General features: G+C 41.4%; 21 protein-coding genes. 3 read left to right on the forward strand and 18 right to left on the reverse strand.

Translation table 11 applies throughout. The annotated features are described in order from the left end of the window. Positions 1–84: 84 nt before the first annotated feature. Entirely contained in the window at positions 85–1,716 is a 1,632-nt protein-coding gene (groL, locus tag IR083_RS10850) for a chaperonin GroEL (RefSeq protein WP_194224344.1), read from the forward strand. Positions 1,717–1,866: 150 nt separating this feature from the next. On the opposite strand, the gene IR083_RS10855 is transcribed toward groL, so the two are convergent. The 3 genes from IR083_RS10855 to IR083_RS10865 form a co-directional block, all read right to left on the reverse strand. Next, the gene (locus tag IR083_RS10855; RefSeq protein ID WP_242052404.1) at positions 1,867–3,729 is read right to left on the reverse strand and encodes a hypothetical protein; all 1,863 of its coding nucleotides are present in this window, start codon (positions 3,727–3,729) and stop codon (positions 1,867–1,869) included. Between the two features lie 666 nt (positions 3,730–4,395). Continuing rightward, complete coding sequence (locus tag IR083_RS10860; protein ID WP_194224345.1) at positions 4,396–5,493, reverse strand: glycosyltransferase family 1 protein; 1,098 nt, start codon at positions 5,491–5,493, stop codon at positions 4,396–4,398. A gap of 88 nt (positions 5,494–5,581) precedes the next feature. Beyond that, complete coding sequence (locus IR083_RS10865) at positions 5,582–6,193, reverse strand: hypothetical protein (RefSeq protein ID WP_194224346.1); 612 nt, start codon at positions 6,191–6,193, stop codon at positions 5,582–5,584. 405 nt (positions 6,194–6,598) lie between these two features. Here IR083_RS10865 and IR083_RS10870 point away from each other — a divergent pair, with 405 nt between their 5' ends. Then, entirely contained in the window at positions 6,599–8,812 is a 2,214-nt protein-coding gene (locus tag IR083_RS10870) for a RelA/SpoT family protein (protein ID WP_006801175.1), read from the forward strand. 353 nt (positions 8,813–9,165) lie between these two features. Here IR083_RS10870 and IR083_RS10875 read toward each other — a convergent pair whose 3' ends face one another. The 13 genes from IR083_RS10875 to trpB all read right to left on the reverse strand — a co-directional run bounded on the left by IR083_RS10875 (position 9,166) and on the right by trpB (position 21,525). Then, complete coding sequence (locus IR083_RS10875; protein ID WP_194224347.1) at positions 9,166–10,773, reverse strand: sulfatase-like hydrolase/transferase; 1,608 nt, start codon at positions 10,771–10,773, stop codon at positions 9,166–9,168. Positions 10,774–10,828: 55 nt separating this feature from the next. After that, on the reverse strand, positions 10,829–11,380 hold the full coding sequence (locus tag IR083_RS10880) for a hypothetical protein (RefSeq protein ID WP_194224348.1): 552 nt from the start codon (positions 11,378–11,380) through the stop codon (positions 10,829–10,831). A 69-nt stretch (positions 11,381–11,449) separates the two neighbouring features. Beyond that, positions 11,450–12,223, reverse strand: coding sequence for a tryptophan synthase subunit alpha (gene trpA / locus IR083_RS10885; protein WP_194224349.1), 774 nt, complete (start codon positions 12,221–12,223; stop codon positions 11,450–11,452). After that, complete coding sequence (locus tag IR083_RS10890) at positions 12,220–12,837, reverse strand: phosphoribosylanthranilate isomerase (RefSeq protein WP_194224350.1); 618 nt, start codon at positions 12,835–12,837, stop codon at positions 12,220–12,222. The genes trpA and IR083_RS10890 overlap by 4 nt, the downstream gene beginning before the upstream one ends. After that, on the reverse strand, positions 12,834–13,613 hold the full coding sequence (gene trpC / locus IR083_RS10895; RefSeq protein ID WP_006801170.1) for an indole-3-glycerol phosphate synthase TrpC: 780 nt from the start codon (positions 13,611–13,613) through the stop codon (positions 12,834–12,836). Before trpC ends, IR083_RS10890 begins: the two co-directional genes overlap by 4 nt. Then, positions 13,610–14,812: an MFS transporter gene (locus IR083_RS10900; protein ID WP_006801169.1), complete on the reverse strand. Its 1,203-nt coding sequence runs from the start codon at positions 14,810–14,812 to the stop codon at positions 13,610–13,612. Before IR083_RS10900 ends, trpC begins: the two co-directional genes overlap by 4 nt. Continuing rightward, positions 14,812–15,384: an NAD(P)H-dependent oxidoreductase gene (locus IR083_RS10905; RefSeq protein ID WP_194224351.1), complete on the reverse strand. Its 573-nt coding sequence runs from the start codon at positions 15,382–15,384 to the stop codon at positions 14,812–14,814. The genes IR083_RS10900 and IR083_RS10905 overlap by 1 nt, the downstream gene beginning before the upstream one ends. Position 15,385: 1 nt before the next feature. Continuing rightward, positions 15,386–15,712, reverse strand: a complete 327-nt coding sequence (locus IR083_RS10910) for a chorismate mutase (RefSeq protein WP_194224352.1) — start codon at positions 15,710–15,712, stop codon at positions 15,386–15,388. Between the two features lie 10 nt (positions 15,713–15,722). Then, a complete protein-coding gene (gene trpD, locus IR083_RS10915; RefSeq protein ID WP_194224353.1) occupies positions 15,723–16,721 on the reverse strand; it encodes an anthranilate phosphoribosyltransferase in 999 nt (332 codons plus the stop codon). A gap of 79 nt (positions 16,722–16,800) precedes the next feature. Next, on the reverse strand, positions 16,801–18,162 hold the full coding sequence (locus tag IR083_RS10920; protein ID WP_194224374.1) for a TrpB-like pyridoxal phosphate-dependent enzyme: 1,362 nt from the start codon (positions 18,160–18,162) through the stop codon (positions 16,801–16,803). A gap of 98 nt (positions 18,163–18,260) precedes the next feature. Next, on the reverse strand, positions 18,261–18,827 hold the full coding sequence (locus tag IR083_RS10925; RefSeq protein ID WP_194224354.1) for an anthranilate synthase component II: 567 nt from the start codon (positions 18,825–18,827) through the stop codon (positions 18,261–18,263). A gap of 104 nt (positions 18,828–18,931) precedes the next feature. Then, a complete protein-coding gene (locus tag IR083_RS10930; RefSeq protein WP_410492865.1) occupies positions 18,932–20,341 on the reverse strand; it encodes an anthranilate synthase component I family protein in 1,410 nt (469 codons plus the stop codon). Then, entirely contained in the window at positions 20,341–21,525 is a 1,185-nt protein-coding gene (gene trpB, locus IR083_RS10935; RefSeq protein ID WP_194224356.1) for a tryptophan synthase subunit beta, read from the reverse strand. The genes IR083_RS10930 and trpB overlap by 1 nt, the downstream gene beginning before the upstream one ends. Before the next feature lie 271 nt (positions 21,526–21,796). Here trpB and IR083_RS10940 point away from each other — a divergent pair, with 271 nt between their 5' ends. After that, positions 21,797–22,789 carry a metallophosphoesterase family protein gene (locus IR083_RS10940; protein ID WP_194224357.1) on the forward strand — a complete coding sequence of 331 codons (993 nt, stop codon included), beginning with the start codon at positions 21,797–21,799 and terminating at the stop codon, positions 22,787–22,789. 9 nt (positions 22,790–22,798) lie between these two features. Here IR083_RS10940 and IR083_RS10945 read toward each other — a convergent pair whose 3' ends face one another. After that, positions 22,799–23,410: a polysaccharide deacetylase family protein gene (locus tag IR083_RS10945; protein ID WP_194224375.1), complete on the reverse strand. Its 612-nt coding sequence runs from the start codon at positions 23,408–23,410 to the stop codon at positions 22,799–22,801. Between the two features lie 60 nt (positions 23,411–23,470). Next, positions 23,471–26,935, reverse strand: coding sequence for a protein O-mannosyl-transferase family (locus IR083_RS10950; protein ID WP_194224358.1), 3,465 nt, complete (start codon positions 26,933–26,935; stop codon positions 23,471–23,473). Between the last annotated feature and the right edge of the window lie 39 nt (positions 26,936–26,974).

Genomic DNA, 26,974 nt, shown 5'->3' on the forward strand with positions numbered 1-26,974 from the left:
AGAATTGCTTATAACTCTAATGACTAGTAAACTATCAAATCCTAGTAAACCAGTAAACTAGAAATCTTTAAAACTAAAAATAAAATGGCAAAAGAAATCAAATTTAATATAGATGCTCGCGACGAGCTCAAAAAAGGTGTTGATGCATTGGCTAATGCTGTAAAAGTAACCCTTGGGCCTAAAGGCCGTAATGTAATTCTGGATAAGAAATTCGGCGCGCCTCACATTACAAAGGACGGTGTAACTGTTGCTAAAGAAATAGAACTGGAAGAACCATTCCAGAACATGGGAGCACAACTTGTAAAAGAAGTAGCTTCTAAAACAAACGACGATGCCGGTGACGGAACAACTACTGCTACAGTATTGGCACAGTCAATCGTTAGCGTAGGCCTTAAAAACGTTACCGCAGGAGCAAATCCAATGGATTTGAAACGTGGCATCGACAAAGCCGTGGTTAAAGTTGTTGAGAACATCAAAGCGCAATCGGTAACAGTAGGCGATGACCTGCAAAAAATAGAAAACGTAGCTAAAATTTCTGCAAACGGCGATGAAACTATCGGTAAACTGATTGCTGAAGCTATGGGCAAAGTGAAAAAAGAAGGCGTTATCACAGTTGAAGAAGCAAAAGGTACTGAAACTTACGTTGACGTAGTAGAAGGTATGCAATTCGACAGAGGTTATATTTCTCCTTACTTTGTAACTGATACAGAGAAGATGGAAGCTGATCTTGAAAACCCGTATATCCTGATCCACGATAAGAAGATTTCCGTATTGAAAGATATTCTTCCAATACTTGAAGCTGCTCTTAAATCGGGCCGTTCACTGCTTATCATTGCTGAAGATATCGATTCGGAGGCTTTGACCACATTAGTAGTAAACCGTCTTCGCGCAGGCTTGAAAATAGCTGCCGTTAAAGCTCCGGGCTTCGGAGACCGCCGCAAGGAAATGCTGGAAGATATCGCTATTCTTACAGGAGGTACAGTGATCACAGAAGAAAGAGGTCTTTCTCTGGAAGCTGCTACTCTCGATATGCTTGGTACTGCTGATAAGATTACTATCAACAAGGACAATACTACTATCGTAAACGGAGCCGGTGCAAAAGAAGCTATCGCCGCACGTGTAGGCCAGATCCGTTCACAGATGGAGAAAACAACATCAGATTACGATAAGGAAAAACTACAGGAACGTCTTGCTAAATTGGCAGGTGGTGTAGCAGTTCTTTATGTTGGCGCCGCTTCTGAAGTGGAAATGAAGGAAAAGAAAGACCGTGTTGACGATGCTCTTTCTGCAACCCGTGCCGCTATCGAAGAAGGTACAGTACCGGGAGGTGGTGTAGCTTACATCCGTGCTATCGACGCTCTTGAAAACATGAAAGGCGAAAATGAAGATGAAACTACAGGTATCGAAATCGTAAAGCGGGCTATCGAGGAACCTCTTCGTCAGATTGTAGCTAACAGCGGAAAAGAAGGAGCTGTCGTAGTTCAGAAAATACGTGAAGGTAAAGGAGATTACGGTTACAATGCCCGTACTGATAAATATGAGAACCTGAATGCGGCCGGAGTAATCGACCCTGCCAAAGTGGCTCGTGTCGCTCTTGAAAACGCAGCTTCTATTGCAGGTATGTTCCTTACTACAGAATGTATCATAGCAGATAAGAAAGAAGAAAACCCTGCTCCAATGCCTCCAATGGGCGGTGGAATGGGCGGAATGATGTAATCAATCCAATCTAACATACCATTAAAAGTAAAGCGGACAATTCAAAGAATTGTCCGCTTTCGCTTTTATTAGGTTTACTCTTGCAGGCTTGCGCCAAAGAGGGCACTTCCGGCAATAGATACGACCTGATCCATATTCTGCTTATACTAATTAATAAGGATTAATTCCGCTAACCGCCGCCTTTCGAATCATAAATGCCACTGCATTTAGTTCTAAAGCCGCATTATAAACATAACGGTTGTTGGTACTGCCGGGCCCATAAAGTTTAGATGCAGGCAAGTTGTTCCTGTAAATTGCAGGATATGCACCGGTGCTTGTATCACTGGTACTGGCCCCTGTACTATCCCCAAAATATACAAAGTTTTTACTATTATTGTACCATACAATTGATATGACGGGATCTATACCGGGTTTTGACGTGGACTGCGCTGTACAAATTTGTACGGAGTTTGGAGGCAAAGAAGACATTACAATAGAGTAATTAGAAGTATTATCCTCACCCCAATACATTCCCGCAAGATTACCGAATGGCCCGTTTATGATAGGATCAGAAGAATTGTTTGCTATTGGATATACATTATCATCCCCTCCTCCTGTTTGATTCTGAGCCGGTGATATTCCAAAAAGACCACTCATCAATGTATTGACGGCAGTGGCTGTATTATCAGAGGAACCATATATTACACAACCTCCCGCATTGATATAATTAAGAAGTGCCGTAGTTAATGCAGATGTCGGATCCGCACCATATGCGAAGTATAAAACAACATCAGGATATTTACCACCATTTATGCCGTTGGTTAGATTAGTTGTAGCGGTGGATGTACTGGTAGTACTCCATAATTGTTTAAAACTTTTTATCCTTACGAGGCCATCAGGGCTAAAGCTGGCGGAACCCGTATTCGATAGAGCATTTGTTCTTGGTGTTGCAGCCCAGGACCAAACTCCGCTGCCTATTATCGCATAGGTCATATCCGGCAATATGATAGGAATCAAGACGGAACATTCCGCAGAACCCAGCGATGTATTTGCTTTTATTACGACCTGAAAGTCTTCATTTATGGTAGGGATTCCGGTACCCGGCAATTCTACGGTTTGTGTTCCTGTAGCGGCAAATGACCCCGAAGCCCTAAAACTGATGCCATTTTTTGTTTCCGTATAAATATTATATGAGCCCGGTTGGGATACATTGATATTCATTCTTATTTTATTCGAAGTTGTTAAAGCCTGGCCCTTGAAAAATTGACCTTGTACCACAGCCGATGAGCAGACCATCGTATAGGCGGCAACCATTTCCTGTACCGTTATTTCCGGCTCACAACCGGAAACCAGACTTATTCCACTGAATGTCAATTTATCCGTTTGTACTAAAGCCGGTGTTCCCTGTGCCGGTACTTTAACTGTTAATGTCCCTGTTTCCAAAGCGACCCCTGTGTAATAAAAACTATAGCCGTTGCCGGATAAGACTGAAATAACGAAAGAACCTTTTTTGGTTACAGTCAGGTCTATTTCCAGATAGTTGTTATTGTTGGCAGGTACTCCTTCTATGTAGGAACCGTTTATCCGGATAGCGGAACAGTTTACAGGCTGGATAATTGCCGCTCCGTCCTGATTCAATTTCACCCATTCATCAATCTGCCACATATATAAGCCTTCATCCATATTGATGGCGTCAGGGTTGACGTTATAAACAACCATTCCCGTCGCTTTCAGCTTCTCTTCGGCTGTGGATTCGTCGGACCATACTCCGGAACCATCGTCGGAACCGCCATATAAAGGTGTAAGTTTAGAAGCGTCGCGAAGGAAAACCTTTGGATGCAGGACTCCTTTTGTAGAATTTTCGAGACTGACCACATCCTGTGTAGGACTTGTGACATCTCTTTCTTTAAAATCCAATAATGCCCCTCTCTCGGGAGGAGTTCCTGCCCCTATTGTCACCTGGGCGGATAAATTTGTATTTCCTGACAGAATTAGCAGGAGGAACAGAGATAAAATCGATAGTTTTGTTTTCATAACTTTCTTTAGTTTAGTTAAGTATGCATGTCATTAATATCTTATTACCGGTGAGTTGTATTATGCAGGAAAAATTCAATGCTCCAAAGTATTTATTTACCACTTTCACAAGCAATAGACAAAAAAATGAAGATAAATTTATCGAAGACAATAAACGACAAAGCGCAGGCTTCTTTGAAGACATTGAATTTTTATATATGCTTTTTTTGTTTTTTGTGGCCGGAATGGTTAATATGTGCGCATATACACACATTACGCGTGCGTATATTGTACGTGTAATGCTAAAGTATGGATATAAAAATATCAGACGAACCTGAAAGGACTCGCAAAGTTGAATGTAGGAAAAAAGATTTGAATTAACACTTAGTCTCTCTCTCTCTCTCTCTCTCTCTCTCTCTCTCTCTCTAACAAAATAGAGTTAATAGCCAAATTTTCAGAAAGAAAAGATGGCGTATAGTGTATTGTATCTTGTGAAAAATATGACATTTTTTGTCTTTATATCTAGAGAATATTTCGTAAAAGTACATTCAAAAAGAATATTAAACAAATTTTTGAACGAAAATGTTAAAAAAAACACCATTTAAGCCATAAGATTATATGGAAAGGAGACGCTACTCTATTTCTTTTAAATACAGCCTTCACAATATTATTATCCGAAAGATAAATTTATAATCTCCAGAAATCCAGATATTTCTTCGCCACTGTCACGTAATCGTGGTTCGTTTCAACAAATTGACGGCTCTTTCCCGATATCTCCGGAATATCTTTTTTGTTCAATACCAGCCATTCCAACTTATCAAACACATCGTCTTCGTGCGGATGTACGTTTACAATCGGCTGATTGGACGTGTCACCGTATAAGTCATAGATATATGGCTCTCCTCCGCCTACAACTACTTTTCCCTGAGCCATTGCCAATAATGCGTTCATCGCCGGAGTGTGCGAATATAGCTGGTCCAGCACCACATGTGCCTGTGACATCAGTTGCTGATATACATCATAGCTGACAGATTCTACCCGCGTAACGATTACTTTATCCGGATATTTGTCTTTGATTCTGTCCAATGCTTTCTCCATCACATCGGTACCTTTAAACTTCTCTCGGACCTTATTGATTCCGATAAAGAAGTTCACTTTTTCAGGTTCATCGGGTATCGGCTGAAATTCTATTTCCGCCGTGTTCATCGGTAGAGGAATATATCTCAGCTTATCGGAGAAGAAAGGTTCATACGCTTTATAATATTCATACAGGCAGGCTACAATCCCGTCCGCGTCTTTTGCCAATGCCCGGTTAAATGTTTCGAGCGGCGTGCCTATCCATTTATCGATGAACCGTTGATTGAAATCGACATTGATCGCTTTGCCATCTACAAAAAATTCAGAATAGTCGAATATCTTGTTTCCCAAGCATGCGCTTACCCAATACGAATCATCACCGAAAGCACCCATAAAGACTTTCTCATTGTTCTTTTTCAGCTTCTTATACAGGTAATTGTTGACCCGCACATTCTGGGTAGTAAAGCATGGATTTATAAGCTGCACAATGTCATAGCCTTTAAACTTCCTGAATTTACCAAGGACAGATATCATACTGGAAAGAGTATCTATCACTCCCGAACTCTTCCGGCTCAAGTCCACATCACGCGGATAATTTTTAAAGCCATCGCCATCCGAAGCTGTCAGCACCTCATGTCCTAATGAACGTAACCCTTCTGCCAAAGTCAAATGAGCACGACTGTATTCGCCTATCAAAAGAATCTTCATATAGTTTGTATTATATTTAGATGCAAAGATAGGGATTTTAGTTATGAGTTATAAATTATAGGTTATGAGTTTTCTGAAGATTTGGCAACTAGCCGGTGATTATCAGATCTTTCTTTTTGATGATAAACGTGTATTTATCATCTATATACAATACCGGGATCAGTGCATCTTCGCGCCACGTAGAACTCCGCCTGTTCAGATCCCTGTTGGTATATGCCCTTATATAAAGATCGGAACCGGTTTCATCGTTATCGATCAGTATTGTTTTTTTCCTGAAGGGAGCATTATGATTGTTCAAAATATCATCCGTAGATATATCTTTTATTTCATCTGTAATATAGTATTTGTTATGCCTGTGACTGTCTTTTACAAATGCGGCATAGGTGTATCCGTCTTTTTCCCCGATAGGTTTGGCCAGACAGATAAGGAAGGAATCGGGCCTGTTAATCGCCGTTTTCTGAATATGCTTCTTCATGGCTTTCAGCAATATAGTACCTACTACGAAGAGTAATAAATATGGGATAATGTACCACGATACCAGCTTGTCGAGGTTAAATAAGTACAATATGCCAACCAACCCGACAAAGAGTAGGCATACAGGTGGTACCATCAGTATATTTTTCCACCATAGGGTACTATTCAGATAATTCTTCTTGAAACTATAATCTTTTTCGAGTTTTGCGTAATCATTCGGTTTCATATTGTAATTGCTTTGTTTTCAGATAATAATTAATTCTATGCAAAAATAGCCTTAAGTATAGTTCCATTTTGATTTTACATCCTTTTTTTTACCGGATTGTTACATTAAATTAATTTCCTTTCACACCTCTTAAGGTCTCAGACCTTTTTATTGCTTTGGTAAGTATAACAACCAAAGAATGTTATAAACTAAAAGTATATCATTAAATACTTTCTTTTACTTATTTATTGCATGACAAAGTTAAATGCTTTGCCTGATTTTCTGTTGCTTAATGCTAACCAAATTGAGAAAAATAAAAACATACGGCAAAAAAAGACGTTATACTATCAGAAAAGAATTAATTTTACACCCGATTATCAAGAATAATGTATTATCCCTTTAAACACATATAAGCAGTACGGAGCAATGGATAATAACAATAACCCTACATATAATGCAGATGGACTGACCTATTCCAAGTTTAAGCGACTGGTGAAGGGCCTGACGGCAAACCTTACGGCCGAAGAACTGAAAAAACTTCGCTCGGTGGTGAAGAGAGCCATGTCGGAAAATGTCTATCAAAAGGATGAAAAGATAGGCAGTATAACAGATCTGACAGTAAGTACAAGTATTATACTGATGGAAGAACTGGGGCTAAAGAGCGCGTCTATAATCGCATTGATTCTTTATCGTCCTGTTGTTCATAAAATAATTACAGATGCTGAAGTAAAAAAACTTTTTGGTCAGGATATTGCCGATATCGTTACCGGGCTGATAAAGGTAAATGCACTGGAAATGAACGAGTCGGCAATAGCATCGGACAATTATATAAAATTGCTGATCTCATTAGCTGAAGATATGCGGGTAATCCTTATCAAGATTGCCAGCCGCCTCCATAAAATAAGATGTGCCGAGAAGTACAGTGAACAGTACCGGCTGAAATTAGCGGTTGAGGTGTCGTATCTGTATACCCCTCTGGCTCATAAACTCGGTCTGTACAATATAAAAACCGAACTCGAAGACCTCTACCTGAAATACACCGACCGTGAGGCTTATGATTATATCCTCGGTAAATTGAGTGAGAGTAAGGACGCACGTGATAAATACATCGCGGAATTCATTGAACCCATAGACGCCAAACTGAAAGAAACAGGGCTGAAATATGATATAAAAGGACGTGTGAAATCCATTTCCTCCATTAATAATAAGCTGAAAAAACAGAAAATAGACTTCGAATCTATTTACGACCTTTTTGCCATCCGTATCATCCTTAATTCGGAGATGGAAAAGGAAAAAGCCGAATGCTGGCAAGTATATTCCATTGTGACGGATATGTACACCCCTAATCCAAAACGACTCAAAGACTGGCTGTCCATACCGAAAAGCAATGGTTACGAATCGTTGCACACCACAGTTATGGGACCCGAATCACGCTGGGTAGAAGTGCAGATCAGGACAAAGAGGATGGATGAAATAGCCGAACGCGGACTTGCTGCCCACTGGAAATATAAGGGAGTGAAAAGCCAGTCGAAGATGGATGACTGGCTGACCAGCCTCAGGGAAATGCTGGAGAATAAGAATCTGGATTCGGGAGAGAAACTTGAGAATTTCAAATTAGATCTCTACGATGAGGAGATTTATGTATTCACGCCCAAAGGCGATTTGCACAAATTACCGTATGGGGCTACTATCCTCGATTTTGCCTTTGCCATCCACTCCCGCATAGGTTCTACCTGTGTATCGGGAAAAGTGAATGGAAAGAATGTATCTATCCGCCATAAGCTCAAGAACGGCGACCAGATAGAAATAGTTACTTCTCCTAACCAGTCGCCGAAACAGGACTGGCTGAACTTTGTCACTACCTCCAAAGCGAAAAATAAAATTCGCCAGAGCCTGAAAGAAGAGGCCAACAAACAGGTGGAGATAGCGAAGGAGATGCTCAAGCGCCGTGTAAAGAATCGTAAAATAGAAATCAACGAGTCTATAATGATGCGGATGATAAAGAAGCTCGGCTTTAAGACCATCACCGATTTTTATATAAAGATAGCGGAAGAAAGCCTCGATATAAATTCGGTGATAGACCAGTACGTAGAACTGGAGAAAAAAGAGACCGAACAACATGACAGGCATGAAGCCGTCAGCGCGGAAAATTACGTTCCCCAGAATCTGGAAATAGTAAAGGAGACGTTAAGCAAAGAGGAACTTATACTCGACAAAAACCTTACAGGTGTGGACTATAAGCTGGCCAAATGTTGTAATCCTATTTACGGGGATGACATATTCGGCTTTGTATCTTCGCAGGGAATTAAGATACACCGCAAGAACTGCCCGAATGCTCACGATATGTTTTCACGCTTCGCATACAGGGTTATCCCTGCCCGATGGTCGGGTAAATCAGGTTCTACCTATACGGTTATCTTACGTGTGATAGGAAATGACGACATTGGTATTATCAATAACCTGACATCTATAATTTCCAAGGAATCGGGTATCAATATGCGTTCTATCAGCATCGATTCCAACGATGGGCTATTTCACGGAAGTATATCGGTTATGTTGAATAATACGGATATGCTGAATGGATTGATTAAGAAACTGAGGACAGTAAAAGGAATAAAAGAAGTGAGCCGGTTGAGTTGATTTTTTGGAAAGAGAATGATATACATATTGTGGGGACGAATTTCAATTCGTCCCTACTTTTTTGAAAGAACTTTATCTATATTATTTAGCTGATAGTTCTTTGATGTATTGATTGGCTCCGCCCCCGACTTTAGCCTTGAATAGTGGGAATAAATAATGATAGAAAAAGTGTTACTTTTGTTACCTTTTGGGAAAAGCTGTAGGGGCGAATTGAATTGTAAATTGACGGAGTCAAAATCGACGAAGCCAAATATCTTTCGCCCATTGTCGATTCGGGCGAATATTTATTCGCCCCTACAAAAGACTGAAAAGATTGTTACTTTTGTTACCTTTTAACAGTTGCAGGCTGTTTACTATCTCGGTAGCAGGTCTTTATACAGGTAAGCATTTTTATCCACATGGAAGATATATTTTCCGTCTTCCACCGCTTTTTTCGCATTCTCGTCAGATACATCATAGCCCATTATTTCGGAGATGATGAATATGCTGTTCGAACTGTTTATCAGTGAAGTGTCAGGGTCTACATACCGCCTCACAATGGAATCGACAGGAACAGGGCTATTGTTGATAGTCACCAGTGGTGTATCGAACAGGTTGTGGTCCATCACCAACACTCCATGTCCTCCGCCTTCTACCAGTTCGGCATGATCGGAAAAGTAATAAAGGACAGACGAGCTGTCTTGCTTCATTATCTGATAGATAGAGCGCATCAGCCTGTCGGTATGGTGGATTGAGCGGTCATATTCTCTGGTCTTGGTTTTGCTGCCAGGCAATGCTCTTTCATCCACATCATCGTAACGCTCGCCATAGGGTACATGGCTGCCGTTGAGATGGATAACGAAGAACTGTTTTTTATCCGGCTTGTATGTTTCTTTCAGGTGGTCAAGCAATGTAAAATCTTCCCTTACGATAGCTTTCTCGTACATCGACTGAGATGCGTTTGCCGACACGAAGCCGATGTAACTGTCACTTTCGCCCAGCTTATCCTGGTTGGAGAGCCATATAGTCTCGTATCCCGCTTTATTGGCCATGTCGATAATATTGAAATTCTCGAAAAATGGCTTTATATCGTTTGGTGTGGAAAACGAAAGGATGATACGCAGGGCATCACGGGTAATGGATGCGGGAGAATATGCATTGTAGTAATCCAGAACTTTTGGTTGAGCTAAAGCCAGGCTATCGAAAAAAGGGCTGGTCTTTTCTTTGTAACCATAAAGCGAATAGTGTGACCGGGAGGCGCTTTCTCCTATGATGAAGAATATCTTTTCGGGACTTTCTTTGCTTTCGTCGAAAGTGATTCCGGCAGGCATCCGTTTCTCCAGTTTCAGGAACTGTTTCATCTGGTATCTCTCGTGCTGATATGCGATAAATGTGGAAATGTCGATGTAAACAAGCGGAAAGTTGGCTGCGATAACGGCATTGGTCCCGATTACAGGAAATGTTTCTATAAAATTCTCCCATTTCAGGGATTTTACTTTCCAGTAACCGATAGCGGGCATTATTATAACCCAGTAACCGAGTAACAGGATGACGGATATTTTTCGCGAAAATTTGCTTTCTTTCAATTCCCTCTGCGACATCAGTATAAGGAAAGTACTTGCAGCCAGACATCCCAAGGCGACGAATATGGCTTCAGACATTACACCGACCGCTTCCGAAACATTTGTCTCCAGTACGGATGCCATTGTGCCTATCGACATCTGATTGGAATATACAAAGGCAAAATAGGCATCGAACGAAACGATAATGGACAGTATGAGTGACAGCCACAGGGTATATCTGGTCTTAGCCAGAATATTGAGAACAAGGATGAACGATAATGCATTGATTAAAGCAGGCTTGCTGACTATGTACAGCGCCAGAACCGATATTGTACAGAAGTAAGCAAGACAGAGGATGGTAAACTTATATTTATAAAGAAAGTTGCCTGCCTGTTTTATATAATCAATGGATTTCGACATTCTTATCTTGAAAGAGTTGTGTTATTGCTTATTACTCAAGATACAAAGATAGTATTTAGTCAACGAGTTCAGATATATTGTCATTATTAAAATTTGCTTCATCACTGCCTTTTCCCTTTTTGAAAGGGTATAAGATAGCAGCAGCTATTCCATAAAAAATAAGCCAAAAGCTAGAGAATGACCTCAGACTTTCGGCATTATAAGAATGATATTCATTTTCAGTCAATACTTTCTCTATACTTCCATGATTATGCAATACATATTGTCCATCTATGATGTCGGGTACACCAATATATGCATTCTGGTGCAACCAAAAGCTCAAAAAACCATAAAAGAAACACAAAACGGCAAGTGTTGTAAGCCAAATGGGAGCTCGCCCAAAGATGACTTTTAGAAAATCCAAGGAAAAAAATGTTATTTCATCTTTAACTTTATTTTCTTTTATGGAATAGATTATAGCCGGGAACCATACGATAAATATAAAAATACTAAACAACCATATTTGGGGGAATCTGTCTTCGATGTCAATTCCTGCATATGATACTAAATGTATAATAAGGCTTATCAGCCACCCAATAACGGACATAAAAAAGAAAACTTTTCTCATCAGTATTATTTATTAAAGGTTGTTAGGGTGTGGGTGTAAATATATAATTTCTACGTAAAATAACGGGGGTTATTTACTTAATACTTCTTTGAGATTTTTTACAGCCTCTTTTATATTAATGCTTTCTTTCAGCAAAGTAATGAACTTACTGCCGATGATCGCCCCGCTGGCATTTGCCTGTGCTGCATCCAATGTCGCTTTGTTAGAAATGCCGAATCCGATAAGGCGCGGATTGCGCAGGTTCATGGAATTGATACGGCGGAAATAATCCTGTTTCTTTTCGTCAAAACTTTTTTGAGCGCCTGTAGTTGCAGCGGATGATACCATGTAGATAAAACTGTCGGTATGTTCATCTATCAGGCGGATGCGCTCTTCCGAAGTTTCAGGCGTGATAAGCATCACTATTTTGATATCGTATTTATCGGCAATGGGTTTGAATTCATTGATGTAATCATTGAAAGGGAGGTCGGGAATAATAGCCCCGTCTATACCGGTTTCTTTACATTGTTTGCAGAAGTTTTCAAATCCGTATTGCATAATGGGATTCAGGTAGCCCATCATAATAAGGGGGATATTCACCTCTTTGCGGATATCTATCAACTGGCTGAACAGGATTTTGAGCGTCATGCCATTCTTTAATGCTATTGTTCCGCTATCCTGAATCGTAGGGCCGTCGGCCATAGGGTCGGAGAACGGGATGCCGATTTCGATAAGGTCTATGCCGTTGGCTTCCAGTTCGCGGATAACATCGCAGGTGTCGTTCAGATTGGGAAATCCTGCTGTAAAGTATATGGATAATATGTCTTTCTGTTTCTTTTCGAATAATTGTTTGATCCTGTTCATAGTACTAATGCTTTTATAAATTGCTGTAATCGTGTTATATCTTTCAGTCCCGGCTCTGTCTCGAATTTGCTGTTGAGGTCGATTCCGTAGAACTTCGGGTGTTGTATTTTTTTTATGCTTTCAGTGTCTCCGGCGGAAATCCCTCCACTGAGGAAGAAATTGCGTTTGCCTGTATATGCATCCAGTATCTGCCAGTCGAATTTTAGTCCCGAGCCTCCATGTTGAGGAGTCTTTGTATCGAAGAGGAAATAACTGCACGCATCTTCATATACCTTTGTCTGGCCAAAGTCGGAGATGTCCGAAACATTGAAAGCCTTAATGACGGGTATCGTTTTATCCAGTTCTTTACAGAAAGCGGCAGATTCGGAGCCATGTAGCTGTACGAGGCCGAGATTGTACTTATTCACCTTCTCCATGATAAAATCAATGTCTGCATTGACGAATACACCTACACGCTGGATATGAGACGGCAATATATTTACATCGGCAAATGTCAGCCCATCGGCAAACCGTGGCGATTTATCATAGAATATCATTCCCATATAACAGACCGGAAGTTTGGACAAATCCCTTATATTACCGGGAAACTTCATCCCACAGACTTTTATCTTCATGCCAGTTGCTTTATAAAGTCTTCGAGAGCCTCGCCCGGATTACCGGTTTTCATAAAGTTCTCACCCATGAGGAATCCTTTATATCCGGCCTGCCGGAGATCAATTACTGTCTGAGGTTGTGAAATACCGCTTTCCGATATTTTGACAAACTCGCCGGGGATTTTATCTGCCAGGTTGAATGATATCTGCACATCAGTGGCGAAGGTGCCGAGGTTACGGTTGTTGACACCTACTACATCTACTTTGTCATTGATATGGCCTAACTCCTGTTCGCTGTGTATTTCAAGTAATACATCGAGACCTAACTCCTTTGCTTTTACCGCCAGTTGTTTCGTTTCCTGTACAGTCAATGCCGAAGCAATGAGAAGTATCGCGCTGGCTTCTGCCAGTCTTGCCTGATAAAGCTGATATTCATCGATCATAAAGTCTTTTCTCAGCAGAGGGGTTTGGGTTAATTCTCTTGCTTGTACCAGATCGGTGAGATTGCCTCCGAAGAAGTCCATGTCGGTGAGGACTGATATAGCACTCGCTCCGTTTTTTGAGTAAAGTGGAATAACATCGGAGATTTCAGCATCCTTAAATATCCAGTCGCGGGATGGGGAGCGGCGTTTAAATTCGGCGATGATCCCGGTCGGTGATTCTGCCAATGCACCCTTAAACGAGTTGATGCGGATATCTGCAATCTTTTTCTCCATTTCACCGATAGAAACCAGCATTTTTTGCCTGGCAACCTCTATCTTTTTGTTGGCGATTATTTTATCTAATATGTTGCTCATTTTATGTCTGTTTTACGTGGTTCAACCTTATCATATTTGAGTATCTTAATAGTCGAAGCTAATACAACTATACATATTCCGAACAGTCCTATCAATGCATAGGAATAGCGGAGGTTTGTAGCACTGGCAATATAACCGATAAGTGGCGGCCCCATGAGGAATCCGAGAAAGCTGACACTGGATACGATTGTCAGGGCAATACTTGTCGGTATCTTAGTCTTTTGTCCGGCAATGCTGTATATGGTAGGAACGATTCCGGCCGTTCCGAAACCTATAATCATAAATGCAATAATGGTAGTTATAAAATGAGGAAAAGCAACTGCAGTAAACAGACCGACAGATATAAGGATTCCTCCTGTTTGTATAACCCTTTTTCTTCCCCACTTCTGAGTTGCTTTATCTATCAGGAAACGACCCGATGCCATGGTTATCATATACGCGGCCAATCCTATTGGCGCCAGATGATTTGGAGTGCCTACCACATCGATAAGATAAAGTCCGCTCCAGTCCGACATGGCTCCTTCTGCTGCCATTCCGCAAAATGCGACTATTCCTAACAGGAAAAGGAATGTTTCGGGTTTGTCTTTTTTCTTATTGGCTGCCTGCGCTGGGTCTTTCTCTTTCTTCAGGTCTGCCTGCAAAAACGGTCTGTTAATGATTAGCGTAATAAAGACAAGTAGTCCGATTATCGCAAAATGGTAGATAGGTAATAGTTTGAGTGAGGCCATCAGTAACCCGACACTGGCACCAGTGAGTCCGGCGAAACTCCATCCTCCGTGAAAGGATGCCATAATAGGTTTGTTGTAAGTCGTTTCCAGAGTTACCGCCTGCGTATTGACTGATATATTGCAGAAGTTTCCGAAGAAACCGAAAACAATAAGGCTGATAATCAGTGCATATTCACTGGCCGAGAATCCGATAAATAGCAGGGCTACTACATATCCTATAAGAGCTATAGGCAATATCTTCTTACTTCCGACTTTCGAAATAAGCAGGCCGGAAATTGTCATTCCGCATATTTGCCCTATTGGTATCATCAGCAAGATTGTACCCCATGCTGCATCTCCCAGTCCTAATGTTGTTTTAATGTCGGGGATGCGGCTCGCCCAACTCGAGAAGCATAGTCCTGTGCAAAAATACAGGCAGAAGATTGCTATCCGTATGCGTCCTTTTGATATTGTTTGTTTGTTATCTTCCATTATTTACGAGCGATAAGCTCTATTTTGTTCAACCATTTTTCCCGCTGTTCGGGAGTCGATGTTTTTATTGTTGCCAGATAAGTAGTCCGGATATTCTTTATTCCGCAGAATGCTCCGATATCTTTCCTAATCATCTTTCCTCCAATGTCTTTTACAATCCATTTATAATAGAAGACAGGAGCGTCCATTGTACTGATTATTTCGGAAGTTTTTCCTGTAAACAGCTTTTGGGGAAACGGCGACTTTTCCTGATACTCGAATGTAAATCCCGGGAGGAAAATACGTTCTATAAACCCTTTCAGTAGAGCAGGAGGTGACGCCCACCATGTAGGGTAAATCCATACAATATGTTCTGCCCATTTTAGCTTTTCCCATGCTTCCAGCAAATCAGGCTCTAACTCTGTCCGCTTACGGTAACCATACATCAGTATAGGGTTAAAGATCATATCCGTAAGGATAATTTCTTTTACTTCATTACCTTTCTCTAAAGCGCCCTTTTTGTAGCTTTGGTGCAATCCGAAACAGAAACTTTCCTTGTCGGGATGGCCGTTAATTATCAGTACTTTTTTCATCTTAATAATATGACTGCTTTATTTCTTTATATAAAGAATCAAACTCGGCTAATTCCTCATTGATAAACGCATTTATCATAGCCCTGTACACTTTCTCTGCCACCACAGGGTTTAGTCCGGATTCTTCGGCCAGAGTTCTCACTTTGGATATTATGGAGCTTACCCTGTCTGGAGCAACAACATCCTGCGCCGATTGTTTGAACCGGGCGGCTTGTGATACAAATTTACTACGTTTTGCAATCAATCGGACCAGTTCCGCATCTATTTTATCAATGTTCATCCTTACTTCGTCGAGAGAGCAATGCCGGACTTCATTCTGTGATTTCATACCAAAACAGTTATGTATTTAACGTCAGGAACTTCAAGAATGTTTCCTTTGTTTTTCCACTCTCTAACGATTCACGTGCTTCAGCTATCGCACCTTCGAAAGAAAGTTGCGGATTTATAGTTTGTATTGCTGTTGCCGCATTCGCTATCACGGCATTTGTCTGAGCTTTGGTTGCCGCGTTGCTGATAACATTGTCGAAGATCTTTGAAGCATCTTCGGGAGTATTACCTCCATCCAGTTCCAGTTCCAGACAACGGTCAAATCCGACCTGTTCGGGAGTATAGATTTTCTCTTCAAATTTATTGATTATCTTGAAATCCCCCGTTAGTGAGATCTCATCATATCCGTCTAAACCATGTACGATAGAATAATCGACATCGGTCTGTTGGTACATGTAGGAATACAACCGCGCCATTTTCAGGTTGAAAACGCCCAATACCGTTCTTTTGGGCTTTATAGGATTTACAACAGGTCCCAGCATATTGAAGAATGTCCGTACTCCCAGTGCTTTGCGAACGGGCGCAACCACTTTCAGGGCATTGTTGAACAATGGGGCATGCATATAAGCGATATTGGTTTTATCGAGCGACTCTTCCAGCTTGCTGACATCGGCGGTGAATTTCACTCCGTGTTGTTCCATCACATTGGATGCGCCACTGACAGAGGTAGCCCCGTAGTTACCGTGCTTGGCCACCTTGTATCCTGCCCCGGCCGTAACGAAACAGGCAAGCGTGGATATATTAAAGGTATTTTTGTTGTCGCCGCCCGTACCTACAATGTCTATCGGGTTGTATGCGGCCAGTGCGTCTACATTTGCCCGCAAATCCAGCAGTGCATCTGCAAATCCGAGGAATTCGTCTACACTGATACTCCGCATAAGAAATACGCTGATAAACGCGGCAATCTGGGATTCATTATAGTTGCCTGCTGCCATATTGGTCAGTATTTCCTTTGCCTCGGTGCGGTTGAGGTACTGATGTTCGAAAAGCCTGTTGAGTATCTGTTTCATTTTGCTAGCTTTTAGCTATTAGCCAATAGCTGTTAGCTTATAATAAGAAACTAACGGCTAATGGTTAATAGCTTTATTTTCATACTAATTTTTCCAATGTATCCGTTGTTTTGGCAATTTCCTCGTCGCTCAACTCATGGTTAGATAATTCGCCATCGAAATAACGGTCATAAGAAGCCATATCGATAAGCCCATGCCCCGACAGGTTGAACAGGATTGTTCTTTGTCTGCCCTCTTCTTTTGCTTGCAATGCTTCCTGAATGGCCGCATAAATGGCATGAGAGGACTCAGGAGCCGGAATTATACCTTCCGATTTAGCAAATAATACGGCGGCCTCGAATGTATCCAGTTGCTTCACATCCACAGCCTCTATGTATCCGTCTTTTTTCAACTGGCTGACGATAGTTCCCGCCCCATGATAACGAAGTCCTCCGGCATGGATATTTGCAGGAGCAAAATTGTGGCCTAAAGTGTACATCGGCAGAAGAGGGGTATATCCTACTTCATCCCCAAAGTCGTACTCAAATTTACCACGGGTTAATTTCGGACATGACGCCGGTTCCGCCGCCACAAGACGGATATCTTTTCCTTCGGTGAGTTTATGACGCAAGAATGGAAACGTAATTCCGGAGAAGTTAGAACCGCCTCCAAAGCAGCCGATTACCACATCCGGATATTCTCCTGCCATTTCCATTTGCTTTTCCGCCTCCAGACCGATAATAGTCTGGTGAAGCGATACATGATTCAACACACTGCCTAAGGTATATCTGCAGTTTGGAGTATTTAAAGCCAGTTCTACCGCTTCGGAAATTGCAGTACCAAGACTACCCTGATAATTCGGATTTTCTGTAATAATCTTACGACCTGCTTTGGTACTCATACTTGGCGATGCTATAACCTCCGCGCCATATGTCTGCATGATCGAGCGACGGTAAGGTTTTTGGTGATAGCTTATCTTTACCATATAAACAGCCAGATCCAGACCAAAGTGATTTGCCGCATATGATAAGGCCGCGCCCCATTGCCCTGCGCCGGTTTCAGTTGTAATATTTGTTATCCCCTGCTCTTTACAGTAATATGCCTGTGCTATTGCCGAATTCAGTTTGTGCGAACCTACTGGGCTGACACTTTCATTCTTAAAATAGATATGAGCGGGAGTATCCAACGCCTTTTCCAAGCCATAGGCACGTACCAATGGTGTAGGGCGGTAATTTTTATATAATTCCCTTATTGGTTCGGGGATCTCTATCCAGCGGTCAGTATCGTTTAATTCCTGCCTGGCAAGTTCTGTCGCGAATATTGGTTCTAAGTCACTTACTTCTAACGGTTTTTTTGTTCCCGGGTGAAGTGGCGGCAGCGGCTTGTTTTTCATATCCGCTACAATATTATACCAGCTCCTTGGAATGTCATTTTCGCTTAAAAGGATTTTCTTGTTCATGATATGTTTCAGTTAGCAGTCGACAGTCAACAATTAGCAGTATCGGTTAAATAATTAACTCGTTTACTCGTATCTTGTTTACTTGTCAACTTAATTTATAATTAGTTGTTTAAAAAATTCCTTACTATTATTTCTCCTGCGGGCGTCAGTACCGATTCAGGATGGAATTGGACTCCATGTATATCATATTCTTTATGTCGGAGCGCCATTATCTGTCCGTTATTATCTACGGCCGTAACTTCTATACAGCCGGGTAAGCCTTCCTTGTCGACAATCCATGAATGGTAGCGGCCTACTTCCAATTCTCTGTCCAGTCCTTCGAATAAATAGTCGGGTTTTATCACCTCTATTTTCGTAGCAACCCCATGATAAACATCTTCCAGATTGGACAGCTTCGCACCAAAGGCTTCTCCTATTGCCTGATGTCCCAGGCAAACACCAAGTATAGGTTTCTTTCCCGCATATTCTTTTATCAGAGGCAGAAGCAATCCGGCTTCGGATGGGATGCCGGGCCCGGGAGAAAGAATTATCTTGTCATACTTTACAATATCTTCCAAAGCAATTCTATCGTTTCTATATACATCCACATCAGTAAAACCTAATTCTTTAACCAAATGAACGAGGTTGTATGTGAATGAGTCGTAGTTGTCGAAAATCAATATTTTCATATTTTAAAGCTTTTAGCTATTAGCCGTTAGCTGATAGCTTTTTTACTATAATCATTGTTTATTCCTTGTAGCTAATAGCTAACGGCTATCAGCTAATGGCTACATTAATTCCTTAATTCTACTGCTGCTTTCACAGCTTTGGCCAGTGCTCCCAGTTTATTTTTCACTTCCATGACCTCTGTTTCAGGATTTGATTTGGAAACGATTCCTCCTCCTGCCTGATAATAAAGCGTACTGTTACGGCTAAGGAAAGTACGGATAGTAATGGCCTGATTGAGGTCGCCATTGAATCCGATATACCCGATACAGCCGCCATAGACTCCACGCATTTGCTTCTCTATGTCGCGTATCAGTTGCATGGCTCTTACCTTAGGTGCACCGGAAAGAGTTCCTGCGGGGAAAGTGTCTGCAAAAACAGAAATGTTATTCCTGTCATTGTCTACTATACCGCTCACACGTGAAACCAAATGGATAACGTGTGAATAGAATTGTACATTCTTATAGAAATCCACTTTCACATCGTGGCAATTGCGGCTGAGGTCGTTGCGGGCAAGGTCGACAAGCATGACATGTTCGGCATTTTCCTTTTCGTCTTTCAGCAGGTTTTCTGATAATATACGGTCCTTTTCATCGTCACCAGTGCGGAAATAAGTCCCTGCGATGGGGTCTATATATGCTTTCCCTTTTGTTATTTTACAATGTGTCTCGGGTGAAGAACCGAAGATACGGAAAGAACCGAAATCGAAGTAAAATAAGTATGGGGAAGGATTAATGGAACGCAAGGAACGGTATACTTTAAAGTCATCTCCTGCAAATTTCTGCGTGAAGCAACGTGAAAGGACAATCTGGAACACATCCCCCCGTTTGCAATGGGCTATTCCTTTCCGTATCATTTCCTGATGTTGCTCATCACTGATCATGGATTGCTCGGTACCGATGGCCTCAAAGTTATATGAGGCTATATTATTATTCATTACAATGGCTTCTAACTCAAGCGTCTTTTCTTCTGTTCCTTCAACAACATTCTCAACGATGGTCAATTCATTTTTCAGATGATTGATGACGAGGATAAAGCGATACAGAATATAGTAAAACTCAGGAATATCGGCATTGTCTAATTTATTATTAATAGGGTCAACGGCCTCAAAATACCGGATTGCGTCGTATGATGTATAACCGAAGAATCCGTTTATATTTGTCTTGTTTTCACCCTGCACATCGAACTGGCCTATAAAATCGTGGAATTTATCCGTTAGTTTTTGTCCTTCTGATAAAGTTTCCTCTTTTGTCGTATTATCAGGGTATGTATAAGTTATTTCATTATTGTCTACCTTGAAGCGGGCGATAGGACTAATCCCAATGAATGAAAAACTGTTTTCTCCACCATGATAATCGGAACTTTCGAGTAAAGCCGATTCGGGATATATATCTCTAACCTTTAGATATATGCCGACAGGTGTCTGCATGTCTGCAAGGAGGTTTTTAGTTTTGACGTTTATCTTGTAGTGCATGATTAAAGACTTTTATAATTTATATACGTTTCCATATCCTTATCGCCACGTCCTGAGAGACAAAGCACAACAACATCTTCCGCTTTGAATTTCATTTTATCCAAAGCACCCAATGCGTGAGCGGATTCTATAGCCGGAATGATTCCTTCCAGCCTTGTCAGTTCGAATGCAGCCTGCATCGCTTCATCGTCCGTTACGGCTAATACTTCCGAACGTCCTGTCTGTGCCAAATGTGCATGTATAGGACCGATACCCGGATAATCAAGTCCGGCGGAAATGGAATAAGGCTCTTCGATCTGCCCGTCTTCCGATTGCATTATCAGCGTTTTGCAACCATGTATGATACCTAGCTTTCCTAAATGGATAGTAGCAGCCGATTCACCCGAATCTATGCCTTTACCTGCAGCCTCGGCAAGTACGATTCTCACATCCGGTTCATCTATGAAATGGTAGATTGTCCCTGCGGCATTGCTACCGCCACCCACACATGCCATTACATAGTCAGGTGTCTCGCGGCCTTCCTTTTCAAGTAATTGTTTGCGAATTTCCTCACTGATAACAGATTGCAGTCGTGCAACCATATCAGGGTAAGGATGAGGGCCGATAGTAGAACCTATCACATAGTATGTATCGGAAGGATTGGAGCACCAGTCGCGGATGGCTTCATTTGTAGCATCTTTCAGAGTCATGTTGCCACTGGTTACAGGAACTACTTTTGCTCCCAGCATCTCCATTTTTTGTACATTCAATTTTTGGCGTTCCACATCTGTAGCCCCCATATACACAATGCATTCCAGATTCATCAGCGCACATACTGTTGCAGTGGCTACACCATGTTGTCCGGCACCCGTTTCCGCAATGATACGGGTTTTGCCCATACGTTTCGCAATCAGGATTTGTCCTATCGCATTGTTTATTTTATGGGAACCTGTGTGATTAAGGTCTTCCCGTTTCAGGTATATTTTACAGCCATGTTTTTCGGAGAGTCTTTTCGCTAGGAAAAGGGGAGAAGGACGACCGGCGTAGTCTTTGAGCAAATCTTCATATTCTTTCCGAAAAGATGGATCATCTATAATATCTAAATATGAATTCTTTAATGTTTCCACATTGTCGTAAAGTATTTCAGGGATATAAGCTCCTCCGAAATCTCCATAAAAACCATTTGAGTCAACTGTAAATTTTTTCATTGTATATTTTGTTTTATTTTTCTTGTCATAAAAAAAGCCTATCGTGAGTTACGACAGGCTTTGTATCTTTATAAATTTTCATTTTAATACATACCGGATTAGCTCACGACTTTTTGAGTTGAGAGTGCCACCACCAATATGCATTTGTTGATTGAAAATTCATTCTACTTTCTTTTTGTTTTTGCAAAGATATAAAAAAAATGAAACGAACAAATAATCATTTATATTTTTTATCTTAGATGATTATTTAAAACTTCAAAAAACGGAAACCATGCGCTATTTAATTATTGCCCAATTATTTCTTTTTTCATTATTTATCCAATCCCAGAGTATACCGTTAAAATTTAATCAAAACGGAAATTTTAAGATAATACAGTTTACCGACATTCATTATCAAAAAAACAATCCGGCTTCTGCTGTTGCCATTGAGCTGATAAATGAAGTATTGGATACAGAGAAGCCTGACCTGGTTGTTTTCACAGGAGATATTATTTATGCAAAACCTGTAACAGAGGGACTTGATGATATTTTCAACCCTGTTATTGAAAGAAAGATACCGTGGGCATATATTTTCGGAAATCACGATGATGAACATGGAATGTCCCGGGCAGAACTAATGGATTATACTGTGAATAAACCTTTCTGTCTGGCCCAAGCCGGAGATAAATCGTTGAAGGGTGTAGGCAATTATGTACTGGAAGTAAAGTCCTCGTATGAAAACAAGAATAGTGCAATCCTCTATTTCTTCGATTCAGGTGCGTATACTCCGATAAAAGGCTTAGGTACTTACGATTGGTTTGCCTTTAACCAGATAGAATGGTATAGTAATCAAAGTGCCGCATATACAAAAGAGAACGGAGGAGCTCCTTATCCTGCACTGGCCTTTTTCCATATTCCACTAGCTGAATATCCTCAGATGAAGGCTGAAAAATATGATCAGTTAATAGGGAGTAAAGAAGAAAAAGAATGCAATGGCAAGTTAAATACGGGTATGTTTGCAGCCATGCGTCAGGCAGGGGATGTAATGGGAACATTTGTAGGTCACGACCATGATAATGATTACATCGGTAATTACCATGATATATATCTTGCATATGGCCGTTTCTCAGGAGGAAATACGGAGTACAATAATCTTGGAAAGAACGGATGCCGGGTGATAGAATTAAAGGAAGGTAAACGGGAGTTTTCTACTTATATCCGTCTGTTGGGTGGAGAAAAGTTATATCCTGTAGAATATCCGGCAACCTTTACCACAACGAAATAACAACCAGATTTATAGCAACTTGAAGGTATAGCCTTGCTCTTTCAGCCATTCTATGCTACGGGGCAGGGCATATTTCATATTCTTCTCGGCTTTTAATGAATCGTGGAATACTATTATAGAGCCGTCGCGGGTGTACCTTTTCACATTCTCCAATACCTTCTCAGGAGTCATCAACTTACTGTAATCCCGTGTTACGACATCCCACATAACGATTTTGTAGTATCTTCGTAAAGTGAAGAACTGCGGTATCCTCATATGTCCGTGAGGCGGGCGGAACAGGTCTGATTCAATATATTCCGATGCCAGCTTCGTATTTTTCAGATATCTCTTCGAGAACGTTCTGATCCCCTGGATATGGTTGAATGTATGGTTGCCTACCCGGTGGCCACGGCCTAGTACCATCTTATAAATATCCGGATACTTCCTTACATTATCGCCAACACAGAAAAAAGTAGCCTTGATGTTGTATTTATCCAACAAGTCGAGTACCCACGGTGTGATTTCGGGTATTGGCCCGTCGTCAAACGTGAGATATATTGTCTTTTCACCTTCAACAGGTTTTCTCCAAAATGCTCCGGGAAAGAGCATACGGTATATAAATGGCGGTTGTTCTATAAACATGACGAACATATAGATAAAGGATTTTCGGGGTATTCCCGAAAATCCTTTATCTACCTTATTTTATTTGCTATAATATTTTTGTAAAAGCTCAGGTTTATATTTCTGCATCATTCCTCCGATACGTTCGATCTTAGCCTCCGCATCTTTGCGAAGGGCTGTATCGCTTTCGGTCATATACAAACCTCTCATCAAGATACGCATCAGATAGTCGAGCGGATGGCTTCTGTCACTAAAGCTAACCCGATTGCTCATGAACAGTTCAGCGTTGGCCATTACTTTTTCCAGATATGCTTCATATTTAGCCTTATCGTAACGTTGATATGTATCCAATATCTGGATTTCAGTGTTCACCAAGTCTCTGATCTCGGAGGTACAATTAATCATAAGGCTCTGCTTCATACTAGCGTACCATTGCAGGCTACCATCGACCCGGTACAGAATTTCATCAATTACTTTCTGTGCTTTTTCCGGTTGCCCGAGTTCATAATATGCATCGGCGAATGAAACAGATTCTCCTCCACGAGGAACTGTATTAGCCGGAATTGCTTCCATACATCTATCCAAAGCCTGTAAAGCTTTGTCTTTCTTTCCTTCCATCAACAGGGCTGTAACCAAACGGTCAAACATCAGACGGAATGTACGGCACATGCGCAGGTTGTTTTCATCCAGATATACTTTCGGATTTTCGATGCCTCCCCATTTGTATTTGTTTACCATATTGTCAAACATCACTTCGGTATTTACCCCCGTGCTGTCTACAACTCCCGGTGTGATGCGGTAATTGATACCTTCGAGCATCGACTGGGTGGTAAGCCTTAATGGAGGTTCGCCAATGGTTACGGCATAATAGATAGGACGCTTCCAGTCATCCTTATTAATATTATACAACATGTCTATGATCATCATTTCCTGACGATATATGCCACCTTTATTATCGCCAAGATTGAATATAAATTCAGGTTTTGGTCTTGTTCCCAATGCATTCCAGTCTACTTTCGATTCATCGATTGGCATTCTGAAAGTGCTTGAAGGAACTATTATCCCATTCTCAACATACGGATTGCGCGGAGCGTAGTTATCCATCGTTTTCAGAATGTTCAGAACTTCGCTCACTTCCATTGTGTCTTTGAATGCCTGAGTATCATAATAGTCTGCGTAATTGACTCTTCCCGCCCATGCTGATGACTCTTTCGTATTTTGTAAGTCACGGGCCAACAGACGTTCTATATCACGTTTAGTGAATACATAAGCCGATTGTCCTTTATCCCCATGATAGCGGTCTTCTTCCCATTCTATCGGTAGTGGAGATGAATCATAAGCCTGACGGCGCATTTGATCCACATACCAGTCGGTTTGCAGGTAACTTAAGTTACATACACGCACATCGGTGCGGAATCCTTCTACTTCCTGAGCATACCACAGCGGGAATGTATCGTTATCTCCCATCGAAAACAGAATACTGTTCGGTTCGCAACCACGCAGGTAATTCATCCCGAAGTCACGCATTGTGTATCTGTCCGAACGGTCATGATCGTCCCAGTTCTGTCCCGCCATTTGTATAGGAACCAATACGGTAACTACAGTTGCTATGGCGGCGGCAGGAGTTTCCGGTAATACTTTCTTCAACAGACGCCAGAGAAATGCGACCCCGAATCCTATCCAGATACAGAACGCATAGAACGAGCCTGCATATGCATAGTCACGCTCCCGCGGTTCGATCGGTTGCTGGTTGAGGTATATGATAATGGCGATACCGGTCATAAAGAACAGCATGAATGTAACCAGGAATTGCTGCTCTCCCTTTTTCCCTCTTGTCAATTGGAATGCTATACCCAGAATCCCGAGTATAAGAGGCAGCATATAGTATTTGTTATGTCCTTTGTTTTCTGCTATATCAGGAGGCAGATTGCCTTGAGGACCACGTCCGAGCAATTCATCCACAAAGCTGATTCCTGTTATCCAGTTTCCGTTACTAGGACCTCCGTGTCCTTGAATGTCATTCTGACGTCCGGAGAAGTTCCACATGAAATAGCGGAAGTACATAAAATCCAGCTGGTAATCGAAGAAGAATTTCAGGTTCTCGAACATTGTCGGAGGTACGGAAGTATCTTTTATGTCCGCCCATATCTGATAGCCGAGCAGATGCCTGTCTTCGGTAGAATACATGCGGGGCAGCAACATTGTATTGGTATAACCATAAGTAGGGATAGTACCTGTTACCACATACTCGTCCTTTTGGTCTGGTGATTTTTTCACAACCTTATCAAAACTTTGTTTTTCACTCACAGGTGGTTCGAGGCGGCCATTGGCGTCTCTTTTTTCGGAAGAAGCATATGTCTTGCCATAAAACAATGGTCTGTCTCCATATTGTTCACGGTTGAGGTAACTGGCCAATGTGAATACATTTTCCGGAGAGTTCTGATCCATCGGAGTATTGGCAATGGAGCGTATAGGAATAAGTGCAAACGACGAATATCCTATCAGGATTACCATCAGGCAAAGTATCGTCGTATTCAGAAATCTGAAATTGACTTTCTTGTAAAGAACAAAGAATGCTATAAGTCCGCCAAACAATACTATCCATAGCAGAATATTATCCCCGATAAAAGTAACGCCACTCAGAGCCATACAGATTATAAATGCCACTTTGGCTCTCCCCAGGCTGCCTTTGGCCGAAAGGGTCTCATAAAGTCCCCATATAATAGATATTACTATCAATAGTATATATGTAAGAGCTCCTGTGTTGTAAGAGAATCCGAATCCGTTTACGAATAGTTTTTCAAACCAACCACCTACTTTGGTAAAGCCCGGAATGATACCATACATCAGTATTACAACCAGAAACAGGGAGCCCGCCAAAGCTATTAATGTACCTTTAAGACTTACATTTTTCGATTTCTTAAAGTAATATACCAGTACAATGGCAGGGATACACAGCAGGTTGAGCAAATGGACACCGATAGACAATCCCATGGCATAAGCTATAATTACCAGCCATTTGTCAGACCCTTCCTTGTCCGCTCTGTTTTCCCACTTCAGTATCAGCCAGAAAACCAGCGCGGTAAACATAGATGAATAGGCGTAAACTTCTCCTTCCACAGCCGAAAACCAGAATGTATCGGTAAACGTATATGTCAGAGCCCCGATAAGACCGCAACCGATGATAGCGATAAGCTGTCCTAAAGACATTTCCTGTTCGTTGTCCGTGTATATTAGTTTTTTAGCAAGGTGGGTTATTGTCCAGAAAAGGAACAGGATAGTAGCAGCACTTAGCAATGCCGACATACTGTTTACCATCATTGCCACCTGTGATGTATCAGAAGCGAACAATGTAAAAAACTTACCTGTAAGCATAAAGAAAGGTGCCCCAGGAGGATGTCCTACCTCTAATTTAAAGGCTGACGTGATAAACTCGCCACAGTCCCAAAAACTGGCTGTAGGTTCGATGGTCATTAAATAAACAATAGCGGCTACAGCAAAACTGAACCAACCAAAGACGTTGTTTATCAGGTTATATCTCTTCATAGTTGAAACTGGTATATGATAATAATCGTTTATTAAACG

The sequence above is a fragment of the Dysgonomonas sp. GY75 genome, assembly GCF_015234155.1.
In the GTDB taxonomy this organism is placed as follows: Bacteria; Bacteroidota; Bacteroidia; order Bacteroidales; family Dysgonomonadaceae; genus Dysgonomonas; species Dysgonomonas gadei.